Origin of the sequence: Bacillus sp. FSL K6-6038 (assembly GCF_038050455.1) — a bacterium.
GTDB classification, from domain to species: domain Bacteria; phylum Bacillota; class Bacilli; order Bacillales; family Bacillaceae_G; genus Bacillus_A; species Bacillus_A pseudomycoides.
The window spans coordinates 2,328,193-2,349,788 of record NZ_JBBOUH010000001.1 but is presented as its reverse complement, the minus strand read 5'-3'; the positions used below and the strand labels follow the sequence as shown (position 1 = coordinate 2,349,788).

The following is a 21,596-nucleotide window of genomic DNA, read 5'->3' as shown; positions in this document are numbered from 1 at the left end:
GGAAATATAATTAAGATACTCGGTTCTGGTGCAGAAACTTCAGGGTAATTGCATCATAATCTGTCATTGAACTGTCCATGTATGTTTCTATGTCTCTATTGCACCAGAACCCTATACAGTGCTGCTATTGATATATTCGTAATGTCTCAAATTTGATGTACAGTCATTAAGCGGCTTTTTTTGCATTCACATCACTATTCACAAATAATACCTTTGATAGTGAAAATTTATGTTCATAAAGTTGTATCTTTCTAGACACTCTACTTTGTGGTTAACGAAAGGTACGCTCCCTCTATCCCTTCTAATTCATTTACGAGACATTTGGCTATCTTTTCCACTGCTGGGGAGAAGACAATCTCTTCGTGCGACCCAGGCACCGAATACTTATTCACTTTCCCCTGTAATAACGGCCTCCAATCCGTGAATAAATCTCTACCTTCTTCAGCACTGAAGTAGATGACCTCCCCAAAATATGGCGTTAAAACATGTTCTGCCATTAAATTTAGACCCTTCCTGTGGGCATTGATAATCTGCTTTAGACTCGTAAGATCCGCATCAGGCAGGAGCACTCCTTCCACGATCAACTGATCAACAAGCATGTCCTGTTGATGAACGAGTTCTTCTCCCTGCTCTACTAGATCTAAATGGATGAAATGCTTCAATATATAAGAAAGCATATCATCCTCTGTCTTGTGATCCTGTTCTGAAGGTACCTTGGTATCCATGAGTACCAACATCTCAACTTCTTCTCCCTGGTTCCGTAGTATAGTTGCGATTTCATAGGCGATGGCACCGCCCAGAGACCATCCTCCCAGACGATACGGCCCCTCTGGCTGAACTCGCTTCATTTCCTCGATGTAGAGTTGAACTACTTCCGACAAAGTCAACCCGTCCATTCCTTCTTTCTCTACGAGAGGATTCTGTAGACCATAAAATGAGCAGTGATCCTTGAGTAACCTTGCTAGCTGAATGTAACAGAATACATTACCCATAAACGGATGAACACAGAAGAAAGGCCTTTTCTCTGACTCTTGTAATGGAACCAGAACCGATAACGATTTTTCCATATCATGATTGTCACGGATGAGACAAGCGATTTCTTCCACTGTCGGGTTCTCAATCAGTGCGGACACCTTAATCTCTTTTCCAAATTTCTCTCTGACCTTTGAAATCAATTTGATTACCAGGAGAGAGTGACCCCCTCTATCGAAGAAATCATCGTTTACATGGACATCTTCTATCTGTAGCACATCCTGCCAGATTCTAATCAGCTGATACTCGATTTCATCCCGTGGGATAATTGGTGTAGAAAAGGTACTTTCTTTTTGAATCGTTAAGCTGTTCAGTGCCTTTCGATCAACCTTCCCATTTGTTGTAAGCGGAATCGCGTCTACCTCAATAAAGTGTGCAGGAACCATATAATTCGGTAAATGTGTTTTCAGATGCTCCCGCCATTCATTTACACTTCCTTCACCAACTACATAAGCTACCAATCGTTTGTCTCCTGGATGATCCTCTCTTACCAGTACAACAGCTTCTTTTACGGACAAATGCGCCTGCAAAGTTGCTTCAACTTCTCCCAGTTCAATCCGGAAACCACGAATCTTTACTTGGTCATCCATACGACCATGGAACCGGAGATCACCGTCAGGCAGATAACTTGCTTTGTCCCCAGTGTAATAGAGACGTTCCCCTGACTTAAACGGATGCGGAATAAATTTTTCCTCTGTGAGTTCCAGACGATTAGCATAGCCACGAGCCAGGCTCTTTCCTCCGATATAGAGATCTCCAATCACACCCACTGGTACCGGCTGAAGGTGAGAATCTAACACATATACTTCTGTATTCGCAATCGGTCGACCAATCGACGGAGTACCTGTTGTCATTCCTACAGGCACATAACAATCAGTGGTAACGACGGTATTTTCCGATGGACCATACTGATTAATCACCGTAAAAGGGATTTGTTCAGATGGATACTGTGTTAACTGATCTCCTCCCGTAATGATAAAACGGAGATCCGTCTTCTCTGGCCAAGATAATTTCAAGAGTCTTTCCAGAATAGGTGTAGGCGCAAAGCTAGTCGTAATCCGTGAATCAATGAGCCAATCTCGTAGAGCCTCCGGATTGATTCGCAACTCTTCTGTCGACAGGTATAGTGCTGCACCAGCAGTGAGATAAGGCCAAATCTCCTGGACGGCTGAGTCAAAGGCAATCCCCGCAATTTGAGTCGCACGATCCTGTTCTGTAATTTGGTATACCGCTTGATGCCAAGAGACCATATTCATCAATGACCGATATTCGACCATGACACCCTTTGGCTTTCCTGTGGAACCAGAGGTGTAGACGATATAAGCTAAGTGCTCGGGTTTCACTTGCCGCTTCGGTGCGATCACACTTTCATCTGTTATTTCTTCTAATCTCACCGTTTCGACCTGCTCAGAAAGGCTTTCTTGCGCTGCTGTCGTCACTACGATTTGGATCCCTGCATCTTCAATCATGTATTGTAACCGTGATTTCGGATACAACGGATCTAGAACGACATAGGCCCCGCCAGCTTTCAATATGCCAAGTAAACTTTCCATTAGCTCAGCCGATCTCGGGAGGTAGACACCCACAACTGATTCAGGACCAACCCCTTTTCTCTGCAAAACATGTGCCAACTGATTTGCCCTCGCATCCAGTTCACCGTAGGTCCACTCTCTCATTTGATCGACCACTGCAATCGCATCGGGACGTCGTGCTACTTTGTCCTCAAATCTGTCGCAAATAAGACCCTCTTGGGACATTTCCATTGCGGTGTCATTCCATTCTTCCAGTAGTTGCTTCTGTTCTGTCTTCGTAACATACACCAGCTCCGACAGGGTTTGATCAACGTTCTCGATCATTTGCTTTAACGCCTGGCGTAAATGACCCAGCATCCGTTCAATAGTTAATCCATTAAACTTGCTACGATCATACATCAGCTTTAACGATAACTGACTTCCTGGAACAACAGTCAATCCTAATGGATAGTGGGTTTGCTCTACTCCTTCCAAATCACCAATTTCTAGATTTCCTGAAGACTCCTCTTTCACCGGGTAGTTTTCAAACACATACAAGCTATGGAACAGCGGTGTCCCTCTTGGAACTTCACTCCATCCTTGAATCTCTGTCAAAGAAGCGTATTCATATTGTCTTCTTTCTATCTCTTCCTCTTGTATCTTCTGTAACCAATCCCTTACTTTCAGATCATCTGTCAATTGGATTCGCGTCGGTGATGTGGTAATAAAAGGACCTACGATGTGCTCGACATCAACAATCTCCGTAGGGCGTCCCGAGCTTGTTACACCAAAGACAATGTCGTTCTCGCCACTGTATCGGCTCATGAGATACGCCCATGCACCTTGAATCACCGTACTCAAAGTGAGCTTATTACGCTTCGCCCAGCTTTGTAACGCTTGGGTCTGCTCTTTTGACAAACAAACACCCTTCTCTGTATAGCCTTTTTCTTGCTCTTTACTCTCTAAGCCAAGCGGGGTTGGTGCTGTAAAACCTCTAAGTTTCTCTCTCCAAAATTGTTCCGCCTGCTCCTGCTCCTGCTCTTTCAGCCATTTAATATATTTCTTGTATGGCGATGACTTTGGTAAATTCACAGCCTCTCCGTTCATCCTCTTCTGATACACTGTAAGCAATTCGTTAAAGACCAGTGGCAAGCTCCATCCATCCAACAAAATATGGTGATGCGTCCAAACAACCCGATATTCTTCCTCCGCTTCTTGAATAACAGTCACCCGCATCAATGGCGCTTCATCAAAAAGAAAAGCTTGTTTTCGATCCGATGCCAAAAAGGCTTTTCGTTTCTCCTCTTTGTCTTCGACAGACAGCGCACGCCAATCCACTTCATTCAGCTTAAATGGGATATGATCATACACCACTTGTAAGGGCTCTTCAATTTCATCCCACACAAATGCTGAACGAAAAATTTCATGCCGCTGAATCACCGATTTCCACGCCTGCTCGAATGTAAGGATATCCAATTTCCCTCTAACCAGGAAACTCAATTGCACCACATAAGGCGCTACATGTTCATTCTCTTGATCACGCAGTGTATGAAAGAGCATGCCTTCCTGTAAAGGCGATAGCGGATACAGGTCGGTAATGGGATGATTCTTTCCACGAGTCATCTTAGATAGTACTTTGGTCAAATCTGCTTGGGTGAGATTTGCCATCGCAAAATCCGAAATGGTCAGCGCAGATTCTCCATCCGAAGAGTAAATCAATCTACTCAGTTGATGGAGCATATTCTCTGCAACACTTTGAATGGTTGACTTCGCAAACTGTCCAACATTGTACACCCAAGTGAACTGAAGTTTTCCATCGGTTACAATTCCGATTACATCGATTAAATGTGATCGCTTGGAACCAGGAGCATGGTCTAAGCGCGTAAACCCGGTCTCCGGAACAACCATCGCATCGTCAGAGAACATTTGGTCAAATTGTCCAAGATAGTTAAAACTAATGGATGGTGTAGGCTGAGACTCCAATCGCTCACGCATCGCTGGATTCAAGTACCGCAAAATCCCATAGTCAACGCCCTTATTAGGAATTTGGCGCACTTGTTCTTTGACTGCTTTTAATGCTGCAATTGGCGTGTTGGCACCTGTAGTATTTAAGTGAACAGGATAAATACTTGTAAACCATCCTACAGTTCTCGATAGGTCAATGTCTTCAATAATCTCTTCTCGACCATGACCCTCCAGATCCACGGTCAGCGTCAAATGACCTGTCCATGCTGCCGTAGCCTGTACCAATGCTGCCAATAGTACTTCATTGATTTGGACACGATGGGTGCTTGAAATCTCTTGCAATAACGCACGGGTCTCTTTCTCATCCAGCACCACGGTAATCTCCTCAGTTGCTGCGTTTGCTGGATCTTCGAGGGTGACATCCACTGGTAGCATAGCCACTTCTTGTTCGAACTGCTGCTCCCAATAATCACGCACTTCTTGCGCAATCCCAGCTTCAGCGTAATGATGCAATTTCTCCGACCACGCTTTAAAGGATGTACTCTTCGTAGATAATTGGATCTTCTGATCCTGGCTCGCTTGATTATACGCCGTTTGTAGATCCTCCAGTAAAATCCGCCAAGAAACACCATCCACTGCTAAGTGATGAATCACCCAGAATAATCGGCCGGCTCTTTTCTCACCTTCATCAAAATACACCATTCTCATTAGCGGTCCTGCGTGTAAGTGTAAGCTTGCTTGTGCAGTGTCAATCTCCGTTTGAATCACTTGATGCCATTCTGCTTGCGGCACTTCGTCTAATGAAATCACGGTCAGCGTCGATTGTTCTTCGATCCCTTCGTTCCGCTGTTTCCAAGCTCCATCCGGTAAACGTTCATATCTTAAACGCAAGGCATCATGATGGATTAGAAGGGTACGCACAGCTTTCTCCAGTAATACTATATCCAGTCGCTCTTTTGTTCTAAAAAACATGGATTGATTCCAATGGTGTGGGTTAGGATGATCTTGTGCAAAAAACCATTGCTGGATTGGTGTAAGGATCAGTTCTCCAGTTACAACTCCCTGCTCTGCTTGTACACCCTGTTCTTCTTTGACTACTTGCGCCAACTCGGCAATCGTTTGGTGTTCAAACATTTGCTTTGGTGTCAAATGCAAACCTGCTTGCTTCGCACGAGAGACAATCTGAATGCTGAGAATCGAGTCTCCACCAATTTCAAAGAAGTTATCATGGATTCCCACCTTTTTAATCCCTAATACTTGCTTCCAAATGGTAGCCAGTGTTTCTTCTTTACCATTCCGGGGTGCAACACATTCACTTTCAATTTCCCTCTCCTCTGGTACAGGCAAGGCCTCACGATCAACTTTACCGTTAGCAGTTAGTGGAATAGCTTCCATCATCACAAATCCTGAAGGAACCATATGGCTTGGTAGTTCCGCCTTGAGATAATCTCTCCACTCACCTACATTCCCATCACCCACGACATATGCCACCAATCGTTTATCACCCGGCTGATCCTCTCGAACAATTACAACAGCCTCTTTTACGGATGCATGCGCGTTTAAAGCAGATTCAATTTCCCCGAGCTCAATTCGGAAACCACGGATTTTCACCTGGTGATCAATCCGTCCAAGATAATCCAGATTTCCATCCGGCAAGTATCTCGCTAAGTCTCCTGTCCGATATAATCGCGCTCCCGGGTCACTACTGAATGGATGAGGAATGAAACGTTCTGCAGTCAATTCAGGTCTGTTTAAATACCCACGTGCGAGTCCCACTCCACCAATATATAGTTCACCAGATACGCCAATAGGCACAGGCTGTTGACAATTGTCTAGCACATACACTTCTAAATCTGGAATCCGCTTTCCGATATTACTTCTTGAAGAATGCTTTACATCATCCTGAGTAATTGGATAATACGTAACATGAACGGTAGTTTCTGTGATTCCATACATATTAATTAGCTGCGTGTTCTGCTCTCCATACCTTTGAAACCACGGTAGCAAGCTAGTAGGATCAAGTGCTTCTCCACCAAATATAACATAGCGCAGATGCAAGTTTTTATTCTCATCTTCTTGTTCACACACTTGTATCAATTGTCGAAATGCGGATGGTGTCTGATTAAGAACCGTAACCTTTTCCTTTACTAACAGTTGATAGAAATCCTTGGGCGATCGACTAATCCAGTAAGGAACAACAACCAATCTTCCTCCATAGAGCAATGCTCCCCAAATCTCCCATACCGAGAAGTCAAACGCATAAGAATGGAAAAGCGTCCAAGTATCTTTTTCATCAAACTGATACCAACATTCCGTTGATTTAAATAAACGAATCACATTGTGATGCTCTACCATCACTCCCTTCGGATTCCCCGTTGATCCCGAAGTATAGATTACATACGCCAAATTTTCTCCTGTCACTTCACATATTGGTGAAAGAATGCTTTCTCGTGAGATCATCGCTTGATCCCGATCCAAACAAACTGCTTCGATTTCTTCAGGTATCCAACCAACTAATGCTTCGCTCGTGACCAATACTTGAATCCCTGTGTCCTCCAGAATATATCGTAGGCGACTTTCTGGATACGATGGATCCAATGGAACATAGGCTGCCCCAGCTTTCAAGATCCCCATGAGACCAACAATCATCTCAACTGAACGCTGGAAGCAGAGACCGACCAATGACTCGGTCCCAATCCCACATTTCTGGAGATAATGGGCCAATTGGTTTGCTTTCTCATTCAGCTCTCGATACGTCAACTGCTGATTTCCATCCACCACCGCCACCGTGTCAGGTGTACGATTCACTTGATCTTCAAACAGTTTATGGATCACACTCTCACGTGGATACGCTACAGCATTATCATTCCACTCTTCCATCAATTGCTTCTCTAATTCCGATAGCATCGTCAACTTCGTCAGTGATTTATCGGGATGTTCCACGATTTCATTCAACCAGTTTTCAAAATGCTCAGCCATACGTCTGATCGTTACAACGTCAAATAAATCATTCTTATAGTTAAAACAAAGGAATAAACCCTCTTCCACCTCTGCGGCGCTTAAACTCAAATCAAACTTGGCGATCGAAGCATGACTTTCCATCGCTTCTAAACTTCTTCCATGAAGCTCTGGAAGCTCTTGTTGCGTGTTTTGTAAGGTAAACATGGTTTGGAAGATCGGAGAATGACTTGTACTACGCTCGGGTTGTATGACTTCTACAATCTTTTCAAACGGAACATCTTGGTATTCATACGCCTTCAATGCTTTTGTCCGTACCTGAGACAACAACTCTTGGAATGTCGGTGCGCCACTCAGATCAGCCCGATAAACCAACGTGTTGACGAAGAAACCAATCAACCCTTCAATCTCGCGATAATTCCGGTTTGCAATCGGGCTTCCGACAAGAATATCCGATTGTCCTGTATAACGAGCGAGGAAGCTTTGATACGATGCCAGTAAGGTCATGAAGAGCGTCGACCCTTCATGACGACTAAGTTCGTTCAGTTTGTCGCGTAACGAGCGTGACAACAACACAGTATGTGTCGATCCACGATGGATTTGCACCGCAGGACGAGGACGATCCATCGGCAACATTAAGACTGGTAACTCACCAGACAGCTCTTCCTTCCAATATGCAAGCTGCTGATCAAGTACTTCTTCTTTCATCCATTCCCTTTGCCATTGGGCAAAGTCGGCATATTGAACCGGTAATGGTGCGAGTTCTGCTGGTTTTCCACCAACCGCTTCTTCATAGAATGCCATCCATTCTTGGAGCAAGATTTCCATCGACCAGCCATCCGAGATAATATGATGCATGGTACAAAGAAGAATCCATTCTTCTTCTGCGATTTGCACGATTTGCCCACGGATCAACGGACCTTGTCCTAAGTCAAATGGCGCTTCGGCTTCGTTTTGGATCCATTTTTCCATTACGATTTCTCGCTCTTCGGAAGAAAGCGTAGTTAGATCTATTTTGGGAAGGAACCGGAAAGCATACGGTTGTATCTGCTGCACAGGATGACCATTCACTTCATGGAACACCGTTCGCAAAGATTCATGACGCTCTATCAGCTGATTCCATCCCGTCTCCAATGCTTCGGGTACCCAATTCCCTGTAAGACGGCATACCATCGGTATATTATAAAGTGCACTATTAGGTGTGAATTGATCGATGAACCACAGGCGCTGTTGGGCATAGGAGAGCGAAATGGCCTCTCCCCGTTCCATCGGCATAAGCGGTGGAATCTCTTGTATTTTGTCTCCTTTACGCAACTGATCCAGTCGCTTCGCCAACGCCTCTACTGTTGAATGCTCAAACAGTTCACGTACTAACAGTTCGATTTGTAATGCCTCTTTTAACCGAGATACAACTTGGGTAGCGAGCAACGAGTGGCCACCTCGATCGAAGAAGGAATCCTGGACACCAATATTTTCTATGCCTAGCACTTGACTCCATACCGATGCAACGAGCTCTTCCATCGGAGTTCGTGGGTATACAGTATTTTCAGTAGATGGTTCATCAGGTACAGGCAATGCTTTTAAATCGAGTTTTCCATTCGGTGTGAGTGGTAAAAATGCCATCTCGACAAAGTGTGCCGGAACCATGTAATTCGGTAAATGTGTTTGCAGATGCTCACGCCATTCATGAACACTTCCTTCACCAACTACATAAGCTACCAATCGTTTGTCTCCTGGATGATCCTCTCTTACCAGTACAACAGCTTCTTTTACAGACAAATGCGCCTGCAAAGTTGCTTCAACTTCTCCCAGTTCAATCCGAAAACCACGAATTTTTACTTGGTCATCCATACGACCATGGAACTGGAGATCACCGTCAGGCAGATAACTTGCTTTGTCCCCGGTGTAATAGAGACGTTCCCCTGACTTAAACGGATGCGGAATAAATTTTTCCTCTGTGAGTTCCGGACGATTAGCATAGCCACGAGCAAGGCTCTTTCCTCCGATATAGAGATCTCCAATCACACCCACTGGTACCGGCTGAAGGTGAGAATCTAACACATATACTTCTGTATTCGCAATCGGTCGACCAATCGACGGAGTACCTGTTGTCATTCCTACAGGCACATAACAATCAGTGGTAACGACGGTATTTTCCGATGGACCATACTGATTAATCACCGTAAAAGGGATTTGTTCAGATGGATACTGTGTTAACTGATCTCCTCCCGTAATGATAAAACGGAGATCCGTCTTCTCTGGCCAAGATAATTTCAAGAGTCTTTCCAGAATAGGTGTAGGCGCAAAGCTAGTCGTAATCCGTGAATCAATGAGCCAATCTCGTAGAGCCTCCGGATTGATTCGCAACTCTTCTGTCGACAGGTATAGTGCTGCACCAGCAGTGAGATAAGGCCAAATCTCCTGGACGGCTGAGTCAAAGGCAATCCCCGCAATTTGAGTCGCACGATCCTGTTCTGTAATTTGGTATACCGCTTGATGCCAAGAGACCATATTCATCAATGACCGATATTCGACCATGACACCCTTTGGCTTTCCTGTGGAACCAGAGGTGTAGACGATATAAGCTAAGTGCTCGGGTTTCACTTGCCGCTTCGGTGCGATCACGCTTTCATCTGTTATTTCTTCTAATCTCACCGTTTCGACCTGCTCAGAAAGGCTTTCTTGCGCTGCTGTCGTCACTACGATTTGGATCCCTGCATCTTCAATCATGTATTGTAACCGTGATTTCGGATACAACGGATCTAGAACGACATAGGCCCCGCCAGCTTTCAATATGCCAAGTAAACTTTCCATTAGCTCAGCCGATCTCGGGAGGTAGACACCCACAACTGATTCAGGACCAACCCCTTTTCTCTGCAAAACATGTGCCAACTGATTTGCCCTCGCATCCAGTTCACCGTAGGTCCACTCTCTCATTTGATCGACCACTGCAATCGCATCGGGACGTCGTGCTACTTTGTCCTCAAATCTGTCGCAAATAAGACCCTCTTGGGACATTTCCATTGCGGTGTCATTCCATGTCTCTAATAACAAATCACGCTCAAATTCGGAGAGCATACTCAAACTATTCAACGGTTTTTGTGGATGATGAGAAACTTCATATAGCCAGTTCTCAAAATGTCCTGCCATTCGTTCGATGGTTGTAATATCAAATAAATCCTTATTGTATTCAAAAGAGAAAATTAATCCTTCTTCCGCCTCGGCTGCCATTACACTTAAATCAAATTTCGCGATCGAATTATGGCTTTCTATCATTTCGATTCTTCTACCAGACAACACTGGAAGCTCTTGTTTCATATTTTGTAAGATGAACATCGTCTGGAAGATCGGAGAATGACTTGTACTCCGCTCAGGTTGCACAACTTCCACAATTTTTTCAAATGGAATATCTTGATATTCATATGCTTTCAGCGCCTTTTGACGCACCTGAGACAACAACTCTTGGAATGTCGGTGCGCCACTCAGATCAGCCCGATAAACCAACGTGTTGACGAAGAAACCGATTAACCCTTCAATCTCTCTGTAATTACGATTCGCAATTGGACTTCCGACGAGAATATCTTCTTGTCCTGTATAACGGGAGAGGAAGCTTTGATACGCAGCCAACAGGGTCATAAAGAGCGTCGACCCTTCTTGACGACTGAATTCGTTCAGTTTGTCGCGTAACGAACGTGACAGCAACACAGTGTGTGTCGATCCACGATGGGTTTGCACCGCAGGACGCGGGTGATCCATCGGCAGTTGTAGCACAGGAAGCTCACCAGACAATTCTTCCTGCCAATAGTGGAGTTGCTGTTCAAGCACTTCTTCCTTCAACCATCCCTTTTGCCACTGAGCAAAGTCCGCATATTGGATCGGTAATGGTTCAAGTTCTGCTACCTTCTCATCCGTTGCTTCCTCATAGAAAGCTATCCATTCTTCAAGTAGGACTCCCATCGACCATCCGTCCGAAACGATATGATGCAGGGTGCAGAGGAGGATCCATTCCTCTTCTCCCACTCGCAAGACGATTGTCCGAATCAGTGGGCCCTCTCCTAAGTCAAATGGCACTTCTGTTTCTTGCTGAATTAAACGATTAACTTCTGCGTCTCGCTCTTCCGGAGAAAGCATAGTTAAATCCATTTGAGGAAGGGACCGGAAAGCATACGGTTGAATCTGCTGCACAGGATGACCATCCATTTCATGGAACACAGTCCGTAAAGATTCATGACGCTCTATCAGCTGATTCCATCCCGTCTCCAATGCTTCAGGTACCCAATTTCCTGTAAGACGGCATACCATCGGCATATTATAAAGTGCACTATTAGGCGTGAATTGGTCAATAAACCACAGGCGCTGTTGGGCATAAGAGAGCGGAATGGCTTCTCCCCGTTCCATCGGCATAAGCGGTGGAATCTCTCGTTTTTTGTCCCCTTTACGCAACTGATCCAGTCGCTTCGCCAGTGCCTCCACCGTTGTAAACTCAAAAAGTTCACGCACCGGTAGTTCGATTTGGAAGACTTCTTGTAAACGTGAGACAACTTGGGTAGCGAGTAGCGAGTGGCCACCAAGCTCGAAGAAGGAATCCTGAACACCAATATTTTCTATGCCTAACACTTGACTCCATACCGATGCGACGAGCTCTTCCACTGGTGTTCGCGGTGAGACAATATTTACGCTCATGGGCTGTCCATCCAATGCCAATAAGGCTTTGCGATCGATTTTGCCATTCGGAGTGAGTGGCATCACTTCCATCTCGACAAAGTATGCCGGAATCATGTAATTCGGTAATTGCGTCTTGAGGTGCTCACGCCATTCTCCAGTGTCTCCTTCACCCACCACATAAGCTACTAACCGCTTGTCTCCAGGATGATCTTCCTTCACTAACACGACAGCCTCTTTCACAGATGAATGATCGTGTAGGACCGCTTCAATCTCTCCCAGCTCAATCCGGAATCCTCTGATTTTCACTTGGTTATCTATTCTTCCGATATACTCCACATTGCGATCATTCAGATACCTCACCAGGTCCCCCGTCCGATAGAGCCGTTCCCCTTCCTTAAATGGATGCGGAATAAAACGTTCAGCAGTTAACTCTGGACGATTGAAGTAACCACGTGCCAAGCCTACACCACCAAGGTAAAGTTCCCCAGCCACACCTATCGGTAGCACCTGTTGGCTTTGATCTAGCACATACAATTCGGTATTATCAATCGGACGACCAATCGGGATAAGCAACGGTTCTTTTTCTAAATCACAATCATAGTAAGTGACATCTATAGTCGCTTCTGTAGGACCATACAAGTTGCTTAACTTCGTTTGCTGAGAATCATAAAACACACCCTTAAACCGGCGAACTTGTTCGGTATTTAACGCTTCTCCACTGGTGAAAACCTGACACAAAGACGATACGTCCTTTTTCGCTTTGAATTGTTCCATATAATCCAAGAAAGTAGATAACATCGACGGAACAAAGTGCATCGTGGTCACGCGATATCGCTCAATACACTCCTCAATCATTGCAGGATCCTTCTCGCCACCCGGTGGAAGTAAACAAACACGTGCTCCTACAAATGACCACCAAAATAATTCCCAGACAGAGACATCAAACGAAAACGGCGTTTTTTGAAGAATCGTATCCTGTTCAGATAATGGATAGTTTTTTTGCATCCACTGTAATCGGTTGATAACCGAGTGGTGTTCAATCATCACTCCCTTCGGATTCCCTGTCGAACCCGAAGTGTAAATGATATACGCCAAGTTGTTTGCTGTCACTCCGCTCACTGGTGCCAAGCTACTCTCTTTAGAAATCGCTGCTTGATCTCGATCCAAACAAATCGCTTGGATGCCTTCAGGCAACCAACCCTGTAACGCTTCCTTTGTTAAAAGCACTTGGATCTGCGAGTTCTCTAAAATGTATCTCAGGCGATTTTCAGGATAACTCGGATCCAGTGGGACATAAGCCCCACCTGCTTTGAGAATCCCTAAGAGACCAATAATCATTTCGGGTGAACGCTCGACACATATACCGACCAATGACTCAGGTCCTATATCCCGTTTCTGTAAATAATGTGCCAATTGGTTCGCTTTCTCGTTGAGTTCTTGATACGTCAGCTGTCCACCTTCATACACTACCGCCACCGCTCCAGGTGTACGCGCAACCTGCTGCTCAAACAGTTCGTGAATCATGCTCTCATGTGAATAAACTACGTCAGTGTCATTCCATTCTTCCAAGAGCTGCTTCTGTTCTGTGTCCGCTAGCATCGACAGCTTTGTAAATGATTCATCTGGATGATGAACAATTTCGTTCAACCAGTTTTCAAAATGCCCTGCCATACGTGCAATGGTTCTACTGTCAAATAAATCTGTATTGTATTCAAAAGAGACAAATAGACCTTCTTCCACCTCATAAGCGGTTAAACTCAAATCAAATTTCGCGATGGAAATATTACTTTCTATCATTTCCAAACTTCTCCCAGACAGCTCTATTCGTTCTTGTTTTATATTCTGTAGCGTAAACATGGTCTGGAAGATGGGCGAATGACTCGTACTCCGTTCAGGTTGTACAGCTTCTACCACTTTTTCAAACGGAATATCTTGATATTCATACGCTTTCAACGCCTTTTTCTTTATCTGAGACAAAATCTCCCGGAACGTCGGATTTCCACTGAGATCCGCTCGATAGACTAACGTATTAACAAAGAAGCCGATTAATCCCTCTACTCCTTTATGGTTCCGATTCGCAATCGGACTTCCGACAAGAATATCTTCTTGCCCCGTATAGCGAGCAAGAAAGCTCTGATATGCAGCCATTAAGGTCATGAATAAGGTAGATCCTTCTCGTCGACTTAAATCCTTCAATGAACTGAGTAGTGTGTGAGGAAGAATCACATGATACGTGTCCCCAGCGTACGTTTGCGTAACCGGTCGAGGGCGATCCACTGGCAGTTGTAGTATGGGAAGCTCACCGGACAATTCTTCCTGCCAATACGTAAGTTGTCGATCTAGCACTTCACCCTGCAACCACTGCCTTTGCCATTTCGCAAAGTCTGCATATTGAATCGATAGCGAACTTAGTCCAGCAGGCTTCCCACTCATTTCTTCCTCATAGAAGGCAAGCAATTCATTGATCAATATGCCGATGGACCACGCATCAGAAATAATATGGTGCATGGTACATAGCAATAACCATTCCTCTTTCCCTAATTGAACCAGTTGATTACGAATCAAAGGGCCATTCATTAAATCAAACGGATCCTGCGCTTCTCTAGCAATCAAACTCTCTATCTCTTTTTCCTTTACTTCCAAAGGAAGGTGAGAATAATCCTCTACAGGTAGTTTTCTAGGAAGGAATTCCACAATATGTTGCATAGGTTGGTCTCCAACTTCCTTAAAAACGGTGCGTAATGATTCATGACGCTCAATGAGTCGATTTAATCCCTTTTCCAATGCTTCAGGTATCCAATTTCCTTTTAGACGCCATACTGTCGGAATATTATATACTGAACTGTTTGGGTTAAATCGGTCCATAAACAACAAACGTTGTTGTGCATAGGACAACGGAAGCGCTTCTTTATTCTCCTTTTTCTGCATCTGCTTCTGAAGCCACGCTCTCTTCTCAGGAGAAAGCGAATTCAACTTTGCAAGTAAATCACTTCTCATTTTTTCACACCTTCCTCAACCAAGTTTCTCTCGAATATATCTTGCGCTTCTTCCTCTGATAACTCTTCCAATTGCTTAAGAAGTTCAAGTAACTCTTCATCATTACTCGCTGCTGCTTCATTTTGAATATAGTCTTGAAAACTTACATTCTCCTTACTATCATTCTGCGTTTGCTCATTTCCACTACAGCGCAACTGATTAACCCGTTCTGCCAATTCCTGCACCGTAGTATACATAAATAAATCATGCAGTGGTAACTCAATTCCAAAGGTTTCATTCAGATTAGAAACAGCTTGTGTAGCGAGTAATGAATGGCCACCTAGTTCAAAAAATGAATCATGAATCCCGATATTTTCAGTGCCTAAAATTTGATGCCATATCGAAACAATCGCTTCTTCTGTAGGGGTACGAGGGGCAACATAACCACCCTCTGCTTCCTTGCGCTCTGGTGCAGGTAAGGCTTTCCGATCGATTTTTCCATTTGGGGTGAGTGGGAATGCTGTCAATTCGACAAAGTGTGCCGGAACCATGTAATTTGGTAACTGGGTCTTGAGATAATCACGCCACGCATGAGCATTTCCTTCTCCGACTACATAGGCAACTAAACGCTGATCACCCGGATGATCTTCGCGTACCATCACAACGACTTCGTTAACTGATGAATGACTTTGTAACGTCGCTTCAATCTCCCCTAGCTCAATCCGGAATCCACGGATCTTCACTTGATGATCGATCCGACCGAGATAATCCAAATTCCCGTCCGGTAGATATCTCACAAGATCTCCCGTCCGGTATACTCGCTCCCCTTCTTTAAATGGATGCGGGATAAAACGCTCGTTTGTTAAGTCAGGGCGATTTAAGTAGCCACGCGCCAAGCCTGATCCCCCAAGGTAAAGCTCACCCACTACACCAATCGGGACCATTTGCTGGTTTGCACTGAGTACATATACTTCTGTGTTAGAGATGGGTCTACCAATCGGTGGCACCTTGTGCATGACGCCCTTTTCTAGCTTCATATACGTAGAATAAGTAGTATCTTCGGATGGACCGTATAGGTTGTACACCTTTTCAATCGGACTTCTCTCATACAAGTGCTGGACCAGTGACTGTGGCAACGGTTCTCCAGCCAAATTCATCACTTTTACCGAAGAAGGGATTAACTTTGCTCGAACCAGTTCCTTCGCTGCTGATGGCACAGTATTGACCAAGGTCACATCCTTCGTAGACAACTTGTCCAGATGAAGGGCACTTTCAGCGACAATTACCTTGCCACCCCTCGTCAAAGGAACAAATACTTCAAAAACCGATAGATCAAAGGATAGTGAAGTTGAAGCCAGCACTCCTGCTAATTCCTGTCGGGAATAGGTTTGATGTGCCCAATGGATCATCGCCAACGTACTCCGATGCTCAATCATCACTCCCTTAGGATTGCCAGTGGATCCTGAGGTATAGATGATATAAGCTAAGTTATCGCTTGTCACTTCACTCGTACATACGGTCGTTACTTCCTGTTCGATCGCTGCTCGATCACGATCGATACAAATCATATTAACCGATTCAGGTAACGTCATTTTTTGCTGCAACTTGTCCTGTGTCACCAGTACCTCGATTTGAGCATCCGCTAAAATATACCGTATCCGACTCTCCGGATACGCAGGATCAATCGGAACATACGCTCCTCCTGCTTTCATGATTCCTAAGAGACCGACAATCATCTCGGATGAACGTGTAACGCTGATCCCAACCAATGATTCGCATCCCACACCCCTCTTTTGAAGATAATGGGCCAACTGATTGGAGCGTTCGTTCAGTTCTTGATACGTTAGCTCCTCATCTTCGCACACTACCGCGATCGCTTCTGGCGTTTTCTCCACTTGTTCCTCAAACAATGTATGAATCGTGCTTTCACGTATGGCCACGACACCTGTGTCATTCCATTCCTCTAGTAACCTCTTATATTCTGCTTTCGATAGCATATTCAGCTTTGATAGTGAATCTTTTGGATGAGATACAATTTCATATAACCAATGTTCAAAATGACCTGCCATTCGTTCAATAGTTGCAGCATTAAACAAATCGGTATTATATTCAAAATTTAGCAATAACCCTTCTTCCGTCTCCGATGCAAATAAACTCAAATCAAATTTGGCAACCGAAGTATGATTTTCCATCAGCTCCATGTTTCTTTCAGATAGCTGAGGTAACTCTTGTTTCATATTCTGCAAGGTAAACATGGTTTGGAAAATCGGCGAATGACTGGTATTCCGTTCAGGTTTTACGGCTTCTACCACTTTCTCAAACGGAATGTCCTGATACTCGTATGCTTTTAGTGCTTTTTTTCGTATCTGCGACAGAAGTTCTTGGAACGTCGGATTTCCACTGAAATCAGCTCGATAAACCAACGTATTTGCAAAGAAACCTATTAATCCTTCAATCTCTTTAACATTCCGGTTCGCAATCGGGCTTCCAGCCAAGATGTCATCTTGTCCCGTATAACGAGAAAGGAAGCTTTGATACGCCGCCATCAAGGTCATAAATAAGGTGGAGTCTTCTTGCAGACTTAATTCCTTGAGCTTTTCCCGTAAGGAATTCGCCACCATCAGAGATTGACTTGCACCACGGTGGGTTTGAACAGCAGGTCGAGGACGATCCATCGGTAATTGCAAGACCGGTAACTCACCAGCCAATTCTTCCTTCCAATATTGAAGGTGCTGATCAAGATTCTCTTCTTTTTGCCATTCTTTTTGCCACATGGCAAAGTCCGCATATTGAACAGGTAACTCCCTCAGTTCAACTGGTTTTCCACTAATGGCTCCTTCATAAAAAGCCATCCATTCTTCGAGTAAGATTCCCATTGACCACCCATCCGAAACAATATGATGCATCGTACAAAGAAGTACCCATTCCTCTTTGTCCACTTTCAAAATTCGCGTTCGGATCAAAGGACCTTGTCCCAAATGAAATGGTTCCTCCGCCTCGTTTTGAACGAGCCGCTTCAACTCTCTTTCTCTGTCTTCCAGAGGGAGAGTTGTTAGATCCATTTGAGGGAGGGGTCTGAAAACATGCGACTGAACCTGTTGAACGGGTTCACCCTCTCGCTCTTGAATTACCGTCCGCAATGATTCATGACGTTCAATCAACTGATTCCATCCCGTCTCCAATGCTTCAAGTGACCATTTTCCTGTCAGTCGACATGCTGCATGAATATTGTACATCGCACTATTTGGCATTAATTGATCAATGAACCATAGGCGTTTCTGTGCGTAAGAAAGCGGAATAGATTCTTCCCGCGACATAGGTACAAGTGGTGGAATCTCTCGTTTTTTATCTCCTTTACACAACTGATCCAGTCGCTTCGACAGTGCCTCCACCGTATCGTACTTGAAAAGTTCACGTAGCGGGATTTTGATCTGGAATGCTTCTTGTAATCGAGAGACGATTTGGGTAGCGAGTAATGAGTGCCCACCACGTTCAAAAAAAGAGTCCTGAATGCCGATATTTTCTATTCCTAACACTTGACTCCAAACCGAGGCGATGAGCTCTTCCGATGACGTTCTTGGTAGGACGTTAAACTCTCCCATAGATTGTCCTTCCGGCGCTGGTAAGGCTTTTCGGTCGATTTTTCCATTCGGAGTAAGTGGGAAATATTCCAACTCTACAAGGTGTGCTGGAACCATGTAATTCGGTAATTGGTCCTGGAGATACGCTCGCCAATTTTGGATATTTCCATCGCTTATCACATACGCTACCAATCGCTGATCACCAGAGCGATCTTCTCTCACTAGCACGACAGCCTCTTTAATAGACGAATGCCTTTCTAAAGTCGCTTCAATTTCTCCAAGCTCAATCCGAAAGCCACGCACTTTCACTTGATGGTCCATTCTGCCTATAAATTCTAAATTCCCATCAGTTAGATATCTTACTGAATCTCCGGTTCGATATAGCCGTTCTCCTAATTGAAACGGATGCGGAACGAATCTTTCAGCAGTGAGATCAGGTCGGTTTAAGTAACCACGTGCTAAACCTGCACCACCAATATACAACTCACCCTCTATCCCTATCGATTGCAAGCACTGATTCTGATCTAATACATACAGCTGAATATTTTGTATTGGATTACCAATAGAAACAAATTCTTGATGGGGTTGACAGTCAAATGCATTCACGTAAATGGTTGCTTCTGTTGGTCCATAAAAGTTGGTCAATTTTACTTGTCCGCTCTGATCCCAGTGCTGTTGAAATCGTCTAACCAACCCTGGACTTAGCTCTTCCCCACCGGAAAACACATGACGCACGGACGAACATTTCAGTTTCAAATCAATATGATCGAAATGATCTAAGAAAACAGATAGCATCGAAGGAACAAATTGGACAACAGTAACCTGATGCTTCTCTATCACTTCAGCTATTATAGAAGGATCCTTTTCTCCATCTGGAGGCAGGAAGGATACACATGCTCCTACACTAATACCCCAAAATAACTCCCACACCGATACATCAAATGAGAATGGTGTTTTCTGCAAGACCACATCCTTTTCAGAGAGTGGATATTGATGTTGCATCCATTCAAGATAATTAATCACCGAATGATGCTCAATCATCACTCCCTTTGGATTACCTGTAGATCCTGAAGTATACATAACGTATGCTAAATTTTTTCCTGTTACACTGCTTGTACATGCGATCGGTTCTTCCTGTTCAATCGCAATGCGATCTTGACCCATACAAATTGTTTCGATTTGTTCGGATATACCTATTTTTTCTAACTTTTCTTGCGTCACTAGTACTTCGATTCTAGCATCTTCTAATATATAGCGTAGCCGATTCTCGGGATACGTAGGATCAAGTGGAACATAAGCTCCTCCTGACTTTAGAACCCCTAGCAACGCTATCATCATTTTTGGCGATCTTTCCATATATACACCGACTAAAGACTCTGGACCCACACTACGCTTCTGTAAATAGTGAGCTAGCTGATTAGCACGCTCATTCAGCTCTCTATAGGTAAGTTTCTCATTTTCATAAATAACCGCGATCGCTTCTGGCGTTTTCTCCACTTGCTGCTCAAATAACGTATGAATCATGCTTTCAGATGAATATTCTACTTGGGTATCATTCCATTTCTCTAGCAGTTGTACCTGCTCTTCCATTGTTAAATGGGTAATTTCGGATAGCTTTGAATCTGAGCTTTTCGTCATCTGAATTAATGTTTGCGATAGATGATCCTGAATCCGATGAATGGTCTCTTCATCAAAATGATGGCGGTCATACATCAACTTCAAAGTAAATTCCTTACCTGGCATTGCAATGAGCGTCAAAGGATAATTTGTTTGTTCTGCACTTTGGACCTCTAGTAATCTTAAATCAGCATTGCGCTCTCCTTGGATCGGGTAATTTTCGAACACATACAAGGTATGAAATAAAGTACTGCTCCTTGGAACTTCACTCCACCCTTGAATATCGACCAACGAATTATACTCGTATTGTCTCCGTTCCATTTCTTTCATCTGTATCTTACGGAGCCAGTCTACTACTGATGTATCATTCTTTACATGAATTCGGGTAGGCAATGTGTTAATGAATAGACCAACCATTTTCTCTGCCTCTGCTAATTCAGTAGGACGTCCAGAGCTAGTCACACCAAATACGATATCGCTTTCACCGCTATACCGGCTCATCAAGTAAGCCCAGGCTCCTTGCACTAACGTATTTAATGTTAGCTGACTATTTCGTACCCACTCTTGTAAAGTTTCAGTCAGTTCCTCAGATAGCTGATAAACGCTCTCTCCATAACCCTTCTCCTGCCCCTGTTCACTTCTTTCCATCGCTAATGGCGTAGGTGCATGAAATCCTTTTAATTCTTCTGTCCAGAATTTCTCAGCTTTACTTCGATCTTGTTTATTAATCCACTGGATATATTTTTTATAGGGAAGAGACTTTGGAAGATCGAATGCTTCTCCCTTTATCATCTTGAGATAAACTCCCATCACTTCACCGAAGATCAGGGACACACTCCACCCATCCAACAAAATATGATGATGCGTCCAAATGATTCTCGTTTCTTCTTCTGCTTCTTTAATCGCAGTGATTCTCATCAACGGTGCTTCGTCTAACGAAAACCCTTTTCTCCGATCAGCATTCAAAAACTGGTGTAATTTCTTTTCCCTATCTCCACATGAAAGAGCGCTCCAGTCTTCTCGACGAATAGTAAAAGGAAGACGTTGATAAACAGCTTGCAATGGCTTTTCTACTTCCTCCCACACAAAAACAGAACGTAGAATCTCATGTCGGTGAATGACGTATTCCCAGGCCTTTTCGAAAGTAGCAACATCCAATCGATTACCGAGTAAGAAACCTACCTGTACAATGTAGGAAAAAGAATGCTCATCATCTTGATCATATAAAGTATGAAACAGTATCCCTTTTTGCAAAGGTGATAATCCGTATATATCGATAATGTCCCCCATC

Annotated in this window: 2 protein-coding genes; both read right to left on the bottom strand. The window is 44.1% G+C overall.

Annotated features, from left to right (window positions below; genetic code table 11):
* Positions 1-260: 260 nt before the first annotated feature.
* Positions 261-15,128, bottom strand: coding sequence for a non-ribosomal peptide synthetase (locus NSQ40_RS12115; protein ID WP_341286114.1), 14,868 nt, complete (start codon positions 15,126-15,128; stop codon positions 261-263).
* The gene (locus tag NSQ40_RS12110) at positions 15,125-21,595 is read right to left on the bottom strand and encodes a non-ribosomal peptide synthetase (RefSeq protein WP_258248654.1); all 6,471 of its coding nucleotides are present in this window, start codon (positions 21,593-21,595) and stop codon (positions 15,125-15,127) included. Before NSQ40_RS12110 ends, NSQ40_RS12115 begins: the two co-directional genes overlap by 4 nt.
* Position 21,596 lies beyond the last annotated feature (1 nt).

Coding starts and splice junctions, on each gene's coding strand:
- NSQ40_RS12115 (WP_341286114.1), bottom strand. CDS start 15,128: ATGAGAAGTGATTTACTTGCAAAGTTGAATTCGCTTTCTCCTGAGAAG.
- NSQ40_RS12110 (WP_258248654.1), bottom strand. CDS start 21,595: ATGGGGGACATTATCGATATATACGGATTATCACCTTTGCAAAAAGGG.